The following is an 8,427-nucleotide window of genomic DNA, read 5'->3' on the forward strand; positions in this document are numbered from 1 at the left end:
CGCCCCCGGCCTCCTCCTGGCCGAGGGCCTGCCCGCCGAGAGCGACCTCGACTGGGGCGACCTCGATTGGGGCGACCTCGATTGGGGCGACCGCCCCGTCTATGGGGACGCCTCCGACCACGCCCTGCGCAACCCGGACGTCGTCGTGCCGGGCCTGTCCGCCCGCTGGCGTTCGGTGGCCGTCGACGGGCCGGTGGTCGAGGCCGAAGCGGGCGCGCCTGTCGGCCGTGTTCGCCGCCGCGCTCACCGCGCACTGCGCCTGGGATGCGGCCGGCCACTTCGACGGACTCGCCGCGTAAGGCTGGTTGTGAGACAAGCCGATCATGAGACCCGGCTCCCTCACCCTCGACGCCTTCCTGGCCCGCCGCGCCGCCGACCGGCGGCTGGCGCGGCTGACCCACGACATGCCCCTGCCTGAGGCGCGCGGCCTGGAATTCGGACCCGGCGACAACCCGACGCCCCTGCCCGAGGGGGTGCAGGTGGCCTATCTCGATCACGCCCTCGATGCCGGCGCCGGGCTGCCCGGCGCGGCGCCGATCGACCATGCCTGGACGGGGTCCGGCCCGCTGGCGCCGCTCGTCGGGCCGGAGCCCTACGACATCGCCATCGCCGCGCAGGTAGCCCAGTACGTGCCGAACCTCCTCGGCTGGCTGCGCGGCATCCACGGGGTGCTGCGGGCCGGGGGCGTGCTCAACCTGTCGCTGCCGGACAAGCGCTTCATGTTCGACGCCACCCGGCCGGTGAGCACCCTGGCCGAGCTGGTCGAGGCCGACCTCCTCGGCCTCACGCGGCCGAGCCCGCGCCAGCTCTTCGGCCATGCGAGCGAGGTGCGGGCGGTGGCGCCGGCGCAGATCTGGGCCGGCGAGGACCCGGCGGCGGCCCCGCGCCTCGCCGGCGAGGCGGCCCTGCCCCATGCCCATGCGCAGGCCGAAGCGGCGCTCGCCGCCGGGACTTACGTGCCGTGCCATTGCTGGGTGTTCACCCCGGAGGCGTTCCTGGACCTGGTGGCGGGGGCGACGCGGCTCGGGCTGTTCCCCTTCGTGCTCAACCGGATCGGCGCGACGGAGGTGGGCGGGTTCGAGTTCTACGTCTCGATGCGGCGCGACGCGGAGGAGGATCCCGACGCCCTGCGCCGGTTGCAGGAGGGGGCGATCGACCATCTCGGCCGCCTCCTCGCGCAGCAGCGCCGGACCGCGACGCTGCTGGCCGGGCGCTGAGGCCCCGCGCCTCCCTGGGCCGGGCCCGGCGCCGAAAGGCCGCGCCGTCCAGGCCGGAACTTCGCCCTGCGACGCGCCGTTCCCCGGATTCCCTCGCCCAAAGCAGGAGGCTTTCCATGCGCGCTCTCACGATCCGGGCCGCGGTCGCGGCGGCCCTCGTCCTCGGCACGGCCGGCGCGGCGCTCGCCCGCAACAGCGATGCCGGCAGCGGGCTCTCGCCCTATGCGGCGCTGAGCGGCAACGACCGCTCGGCCGGCGTCAACAACGGCAATTTCCGCCAGCCGCGCTACGACCCCTACCTGCGCACCTATGGCCGTCCGCCCGCCGGCTATGGCTATGGCTATGGCTATCGCCCGGGCCCGCCGCCCGGCTATTACGGCTATCCGTATTGAGGCGCCTCCCCACGCAGGCCGCCGCGGCCTCTTGATCCGGCGGCCTTTCCCGGCGACCACCGCCCGGCGGCTCCGATCCGCCGCCGGGAGACGACGATGCCGACACGACGCCGCGGCCCTGGCGCGAGGGCGAGGGCATGAGCCGGGCCGTGAGCCTGCCGCCCGCGACCGCCGCACGGCTCGACGCCCTGCGCCGGGGCGACCTTGCCGGAATCCGGGAGCTGCGGCTTCCCGGCGGGCCGGAAGGCCGCCTGACCGAGATGCCGCCCGAGATTCTCGGCCTCGCCGACACGCTCGAACTGCTCGATCTCGGCCACAACGACCTGACCGCGCTCCCCGCCGATCTCGGGCGCTTGCGCCGGCTGCGGGTGCTGTTCGGCTCCGGCAACCGCTTCGCGCGGCTGCCGCCGGTCCTGGGCGATTGCCCCGCCTTGAGCCAGGTGGGGTTTCGCGGCTGCGGCCTCGCCGAGGTACCGGCCGACTCGCTGCCGCCGGCCTTGCGCTGGCTCACCCTCACCGACAACCGCATCGCCACCCTGCCGCCGGCTCTGGGCGAGCGGCCGCTGCTGCAGAAGCTGATGCTGGCGGGCAACCGCCTGCGCGAGCTGCCGGAGAGCCTGGGCGGCGCGCAGGCGCTCGAACTCCTGCGCATCGCCGCCAACCGGTTCGAGGCGTTGCCCGGCTGCCTCACCGCCCTGCCGCGCCTCGCCTGGCTGTCCTGGGCCGGCAATCCGTTCGAGGACCGGGCGGCGCCGCCCCCGGTCGCCGTGACGGCTGCGGCCTGGCGCGACCTCGCCCTCGGCCCGCTCCTCGGCGAGGGCGCCTCCGGGCGGGTGATGCGGGCGGCGTGGCGGCAAGACGGAGCGGGTGACGAGGGAACCGGCGAGGCGCGCCCCGTCGCCCTCAAGCTGTTCAAGGGCGCGATGACCAGCGACGGCCTGCCCGAGCGCGAGATGGCGGCCTGCCTGGTGGCCGGCGCGCATCCGCACCTCATCGGCGGCCTCGGCCGCCTCGCCGACCATCCCGACGGCACGCAAGGATTGCTGATGCCGCTCCTGCCGGAGGGCTGGCGGGTGCTCGCCGGGCCGCCGAGCCTGGAGAGTTGCAGCCGCGACGTCTACGATCCGGCGTTACGCCTCACGGCCCGCGCGGCCTTGCGCCTCGCCCACGGGGTGGCTTCGGGCGCGGCCCATCTGCATGCACGGGGCTTCGGCCATGGTGACCTCTACGCCCACAACATCCTGTGGGACGGAACGCAGGGCGACGCCGTGCTGAGCGATCTCGGCGCCGCCTCCGCCCTGCTCCCAGGGGCCGAGGGCCACGTCCTCCAGCGGCTCGACGTGCGGGCCTTCGGGCTGCTGCTCGAGGAATTGCACACCATCGCCCCCCTCGCCCATCCGGCCCTCGACGCCCTGGCCCGGGCCTGCACCGGACCCGACCCGGCGGCGCGCCCCGGCATGGCCGAGGTGCGGGAGTCCCTCGACGCGATCATGAAGGAATCGGGGCCGGCCTGACCGGCCCCGATTCCTCGTCTCAGCGGCTCTTCTTGTAGAGCTTGCTGGCGATCTCGAAGATTTCTTCCGGCTTGTAGTTCGGCGCGAAGGCGCCGTAATTGCCGTCGAGTTCCGGGATCTTGCCGCCCTCGGGCGCGCCGTCGACCACTTCGAGAGGGCCCGGCGGATCGCCCGGCAGCGCCACCTCGTCGTTCGACCACACCCCGGCCGATTCCGGGTAATCCGGCGAGTTGAACCGGTAGAGCCGGCGGTGGCTGCCCTCCTGCAAGTATTTCTGGCATTCGGGGATGCGGTCGAGGTTGATGTTGGGCGTCGGCAGCATCTGCTCGATGGCCACACCCGTGAGCTTCTTCAGCGCCAGGGCATAGGCATGGGCATGGACCGAGCCGCGCACCAGCAGGTAGCCGCAGACCTCGCGCCCGGTCGGGTCCTTCAGCGTCTCGTAGACCCTGAGCTTGTGGATCCGCGCGCCGCATTCGAGATGGAAGTTGTGCAGCAGGTCGATGATGATGTTCCCGGTCGTGGTGACCATGTCCATGTTCCACGACGCGGCATTGGAATTCATCGGCATCGCGCCGCCGCCGTTGCTGAGGAAGCTGCCGGCGAGGCGGATATCCTGCATGTCGTGGAACGGCGCCTTCGACACGTCGACATCCGGCGTCGGGTCGCCGGGGCCGTTGTTCAGCATCGCCACGCCGGTCGAGACCAGCTCGACATGGCCCAGCTCCTCCATGAAGATGCTCGAGACCAGGCTGTAGAACGGCCGCAGCTTGGACTTTTCGCGAAAGTTGAAGCTCTGGAACATGTAGTTGCCGAGCGTCGACATCTCGCCGTACTTGCCGCCGAGCAGCTCCTGCAAGGCGGCGGCGGCGTTCGGGTCGGGCCGCTTGGGCTGCGGCAGCTCGGCCTGAAGGCGGTCGATCCTCATGAACATGGTACGGCACCTTTCGCTCGGGGATAGTCCCCGGGAGCATCGATCGGAGCCTGCCCGGGTTCCCGCGCGATGCATCCAGCGGGCGCATCGGTCGCAGGGACCACCCTTAGGTGGCGCATCCGCGCCGCAGCTCTCCGGGGAGTGGGGGATGCCGGTGCAAGGGCCCTTGACCGCGGCCGGCCGTCGGTCCCCCCTAGGGGACTTGCCGGCCGCGCCCCGGCCGCCCACGATACCGGACCCTATGGCCACCCCGATCGACACCGGCACCATCCTCAGCCTGCTGCGCCGCGCGACCGAGACGGTGCGCAACTCCACCGCCCGCGCCGCCGCGGCCGAGGCCCGGGCCGACCGGCTCGGCCGCGAGGTCGGCGCGCTGCTCGGCCGGGTCGAGGAGGCGTTGCGGACCGCCTCGGCCGAGACCGCCGAGGCGCACCAGGCCGCGGCCGCGGCCCACCAGGACGCCGAGGAGGCCCGTCGCGCCGCCGCCGAGGCGCAGGCCAGGGCCGGCGCGGCCGAGGCCCGGCTCTCCGCCGAGCGGGCCCGGATACGCCGGCTGGAGGAGCGCCTGGCCGAGGTGATGGCCGACATCGACGCCGCCCGCGACGCCGCCACCGCGGCCGAGGCCGGCCGCGAGGCGGCGGAGCGGCGCCTGACCCGCATCCGCGCGGCGCTCATCGACGACGCGGCGCTCCCGCCCGAGGCGGAGCGGCCGGCGGCCCTGCACTGAAAGACCATTCGCCGCCCCGGATGGTCTTTTCCAAGACGAGGGCCACCCAACGCCGCGTCGATCGCCCCTGGCGATCGTGCTTCCTCCGTGCAAATCTGGGCGAGTCGCACGGGGTGATGGGCAATCGGCCATGGCGGTGTTGTGGTGCAGGGACGGCCAGCTCATCCTCGACGGCCCGCGCGAGGAACGCCGGCCGTTCGAGGCCGCCGACGCGGCGTTCCTGGATGAACAGAGCGCCGCCTATACGAAAGCGCTGACGCTCCAGACGCCGGCCGGAACGCTTTTAGCGATCGGCAAGGCCCTGCATGACTGGCTCGACCGCAAGGATCTGCTGGCGCCGATCATCGGCGAGAGCGGGCCGGTCACCCTCGACCTGGCGGTGACGCCCAAGCCTGATGCGCGCGCCCGCGCCTTCGTGGCGGCGCCCTGGGAACTCCTGACCGACGCGACCGGGGCCCATCTCGCCTTCGACGCCACCCGGGCCTACAGCCCGGCCCGGCGCTTCGGCGCCCCCGGCACGCCGTGGGAGCCAACCCATCGCGACCTCTCGGTCTTGTTCATGGCGGCGGCGCCGGAGGGCGTGTCGGACCTCAATTACGAGCGCGAGGAGGCACTGATCCTCGACGCGGTCGAGCGGCTGCCGGTGCAGCTCGCCGTGGAGGAAAGCGGATCGCTTGGCCCTCTTGCAGACCGGCTCTCATTAGAGGGCCCATTCGAGGTGCTGCATCTCACCTGCCACGGCAATTTCGTCGGCGGACACGGCGTACTCGCCCTGGAAGACGACAAAGGCGGACTTGATCTCATCACTGCCGACCAGCTCTGCGGCGCGACGGGGCGCCACATGCCGCCGTTGGTGCTGGTCTCAGCCTGCCGCAGCGCCGAGCAAGCCGGCGCGGCCGTGCCGCTGGCCCTAGACCTGATGTCTGCCGGCACGGCGCAGGTGATTGGCTGGGCCGGCTCGGTCTACGACGACGATGCCATTACCTTCGCCCGCACCCTCTATGGAGCCCTTGGCCGCCGCGAGACGGTACCAGCAGCTGCGGCAGCAGCTCGGCGAACGTTGATTCAAGAGTTGCAGCAAAAATCGAAGGTCGGAATTGGCAGGCACTGGCATCTGGCCCGAGTGCATCTTGGGCCGATCGGCGGCGGGCCACTTTGCGCCAACGGCAAGACGGCTCGGCGCCGGCATCTTGGCGACAAACCGTTTCTTGATCGCAAGAAACAAGTACCGGTGGCGCCACCAGCCGTCTATGTCGGCCGGCGGCGGGAGGCACAAGCGGCGCTACGAGCCTTCTCCGATCCCTACGGGCCGGCCGGCGTGCTCGTCCGCGGCATGGGTCGTCTAGGTAAGTCGAGCCTCGCCGCTCGCATTGCACGGCGACGGCGCGACCTACGCAGCGCCGTGGTGTTTGGACACTACAACGCCAGTGCTATTTTCAGTGAGATCGTTGAAGCGGTAGATCCTCGCTACCGCGCTTCCCTACAGACGACTTGGCGGGACAGTATTGCCAGCGATCCCGTTGTTTTGAAGGATGCGGTTGAGGCAATCCTAACCGGCCCAGCTGCCGCACCCGACGCAGCGGTAGGTCACCAGCCAATCCTCCTCATAATCGATGATCTTGAGAGCGTATTAGAGACGCCGCGACCCGGTGAGTCCTGCACCCTTGTCCAGAGTGAGGCCCGTACTCCACTCCGATCGGTGATTGAGGCTTTCGCAGCAACCCGGGCCATGACAGAATCGCGCCTGCTCCTCACCAGCCGCTACACGTTCAGCCTGCCCACCTCCCACGGCGACTGTGCTGGTCTCTTGCTCGACCTTCAATTGCCGCCTTTGACTCAAGAACAGTGTCGCAAGCTCGCCCAGGCTGAACTAAGACCCGTTATTCTCGCATCTGAGATAAATGATGTGCTGGAATATCTTTCAGAGCGCGCGCTCGCAGCGGCAGCAGGCAATCCCGGATTGCAGGCTTTACTTACCAGGATGATTTTAAAAAATCCTTCTTCTGCTGAGACTGGCATTATTGCCGTTGAATCCTACCGGTCAACCGGCACATTGCCGAACGGCGAGGTTGGTAATTTCTTCAACGAACTAGCGCTTACGACGTATCACAATGCGTTGACAACTGACGAATTGTGCGTCATGCGGGCGGCGCGTACGTTCAGGTTACCAGTTCCACGGCTGGCATTGGAGATTGCTGCGGCTGTACTAGGTGTTCCGGCACCATCAGCTGCACTCGGCCGGCTGGTCGGCCTGGGCTATGTAGATATTTTTCAAAATACCCAAACCGTTGATCTTGCTATCAACGCTCTAGCAGCTCCGCTATTTGAAGAGCCTACAGCGGATGAGTCGAGGCAGATCGCGAGAGCTGTCTTACATATCCTGGCGAAGAGGTGGCGTGATGGCAAGCCCTAGAGTGCAAGAAGGACCGGAGGCACTCGAACTCCTCCGTATTGCCGAAATGGCAGGTGATGCCCCCGAGACCGTTGTTGCAGCTGCAACAGCTGCGGCTGCATGGATTTGGTTTGGCAAAGGCGACGCATGTGCTGGACTAGACATCGTACATCGGGCGCTTGTCCACATAGATCATTCTGCCGTTCCACCGACGTTCACCTTGCTTCAAATTGGAATTGAATGCGCAGAGAGTATTGGCAATGATTTAATACAGGATAAATTCATTGAACGAATCATGCATCTTACCAATGACGCTGATCAGGCAGCGCAAGCCCGATTTCTGAGACGCCGTGGAGATCACCTCCTACGGAAAGGAAAGGTGACTGAGGCCGAAAAATATTATCGGACACTTAGCAATTTATTTGCAAATATCGGCGATGTGCGATCGCAGGCAGCGACACTTGGAAAAATCGCAGATGTAATATTCACTCGCGGCGACTTGGACGAGGCGCTACGTATTCATCGTGAAGAGGCATTGCCAGTCCATGAAAGTCAAGGAGAAGTACTCTCACGCGCCGTAACGCTTGGAAAGATAGCAGATATCTTGTTTGCGCGTGGCGACCTAGACGAATCGCTGCGCATCAGACTTGAAGAACAATTACCAATTTACGAACACCTTGGCAATACCCGCGAGCGCGCCGTAACCCTTGGGCAAGTAGCGGACGTATTATTTGCACAAGGCGACCTTAATGAATCCCTGCGGCTTTATCGAGAAGATTTAGTTCCTACTTTCGAGAGACTGGGCGATGTTCACTCACGCGCCGTAACCCTCGGTAAGGTAGCAGATTTACTTTTCGCGCGGGGCGAACTGGACGAGGCCCTGCGGCTTTATCGGGAAGAGTTGCTGCCTGCCTTCGAGAGGCTGGGCGACGTTCGCTCCCGCGCCGTGACACTCGGCAAGGTGGCTGACATCCTGTTTGCCCGCGGCGATCTCGACGACGCTCTCCGCATCCGCCGCGAGGACCAACTCCCGGTCTTCGAGAGGCTGGGCGACGTTCGCTCGCGCGCCCTGACCCTCGGCAAGGTGGCTGACATCCTGTTTGCCCGCGGCGATCTCGACGAAGCTCTGGGTCTATGCCGTAACGAGTTGATGCCCACCTTCGAGAGGCTGGGCGACGTTCGCTCCCGCGCCGTGACACTCGGCAAGGTGGCCGACATCCTGTTCGCCCGCGGCGATCTCGACGAAGCTCT

8 protein-coding genes are annotated in these 8,427 nt (G+C 67.8%); 6 read left to right on the plus strand and 2 right to left on the minus strand.

Annotated features, from left to right (window positions below; all coding sequences use genetic code 11):
- A partial coding sequence (locus tag VP06_RS15930; protein WP_048464769.1) for a hypothetical protein occupies positions 1–325 on the minus strand: 325 nt, incomplete at its 3' end.
- Between VP06_RS15930 and VP06_RS15935 the strand changes: the two genes are divergently transcribed.
- The 3 genes from VP06_RS15935 (at position 324) to VP06_RS15945 (ending at position 3,123) form a co-directional block, all read left to right on the plus strand.
- A complete protein-coding gene (locus VP06_RS15935; protein WP_048464770.1) occupies positions 324–1,217 on the plus strand; it encodes a class I SAM-dependent methyltransferase in 894 nt (297 codons plus the stop codon). The genes VP06_RS15930 and VP06_RS15935 overlap by 2 nt on opposite strands.
- Before the next feature lie 116 nt (positions 1,218–1,333).
- Positions 1,334–1,609, plus strand: a complete 276-nt coding sequence (locus VP06_RS15940) for a hypothetical protein (protein WP_048464771.1) — start codon at positions 1,334–1,336, stop codon at positions 1,607–1,609.
- 137 nt (positions 1,610–1,746) lie between these two features.
- Positions 1,747–3,123: a leucine-rich repeat-containing protein kinase family protein gene (locus VP06_RS15945; protein ID WP_048464772.1), complete on the plus strand. Its 1,377-nt coding sequence runs from the start codon at positions 1,747–1,749 to the stop codon at positions 3,121–3,123.
- A gap of 19 nt (positions 3,124–3,142) precedes the next feature.
- On the opposite strand, the gene VP06_RS15950 is transcribed toward VP06_RS15945, so the two are convergent.
- Positions 3,143–4,057: a manganese catalase family protein gene (locus tag VP06_RS15950; RefSeq protein WP_048464773.1), complete on the minus strand. Its 915-nt coding sequence runs from the start codon at positions 4,055–4,057 to the stop codon at positions 3,143–3,145.
- A 241-nt stretch (positions 4,058–4,298) separates the two neighbouring features.
- On the opposite strand from VP06_RS15950, the gene VP06_RS15955 reads away from it, so the two are divergent.
- The 3 genes from VP06_RS15955 to VP06_RS36425 form a co-directional block, all read left to right on the plus strand.
- On the plus strand, positions 4,299–4,784 hold the full coding sequence (locus tag VP06_RS15955) for a hypothetical protein (RefSeq protein WP_053081834.1): 486 nt from the start codon (positions 4,299–4,301) through the stop codon (positions 4,782–4,784).
- Between the two features lie 130 nt (positions 4,785–4,914).
- Positions 4,915–7,197, plus strand: coding sequence for a CHAT domain-containing protein (locus tag VP06_RS35050; protein ID WP_082167425.1), 2,283 nt, complete (start codon positions 4,915–4,917; stop codon positions 7,195–7,197).
- A partial coding sequence (locus VP06_RS36425) for a tetratricopeptide repeat protein (RefSeq protein ID WP_197093215.1) occupies positions 7,181–8,427 on the plus strand: 1,247 nt, incomplete at its 3' end. The genes VP06_RS35050 and VP06_RS36425, both read left to right, overlap by 17 nt.

The sequence above is a fragment of the Methylobacterium aquaticum genome, from assembly GCF_001043915.1.
Taxonomy (GTDB): Bacteria; Pseudomonadota; Alphaproteobacteria; order Rhizobiales; family Beijerinckiaceae; genus Methylobacterium; species Methylobacterium aquaticum.

Excerpts from the sequence above, each read along its gene's own strand:
- VP06_RS15935 (WP_048464770.1), top strand. The coding sequence starts at position 324 with ATGAGACCCGGCTCCCTCACCCTCGACGCCTTCCTGGCCCGCCGCGCC.
- VP06_RS15940 (WP_048464771.1), top strand. The coding sequence starts at position 1,334 with ATGCGCGCTCTCACGATCCGGGCCGCGGTCGCGGCGGCCCTCGTCCTC.
- VP06_RS15945 (WP_048464772.1), top strand. The coding sequence starts at position 1,747 with ATGAGCCGGGCCGTGAGCCTGCCGCCCGCGACCGCCGCACGGCTCGAC.
- VP06_RS15950 (WP_048464773.1), bottom strand. The coding sequence starts at position 4,057 with ATGTTCATGAGGATCGACCGCCTTCAGGCCGAGCTGCCGCAGCCCAAG.
- VP06_RS15955 (WP_053081834.1), top strand. The coding sequence starts at position 4,299 with ATGGCCACCCCGATCGACACCGGCACCATCCTCAGCCTGCTGCGCCGC.
- VP06_RS35050 (WP_082167425.1), top strand. The coding sequence starts at position 4,915 with ATGGCGGTGTTGTGGTGCAGGGACGGCCAGCTCATCCTCGACGGCCCG.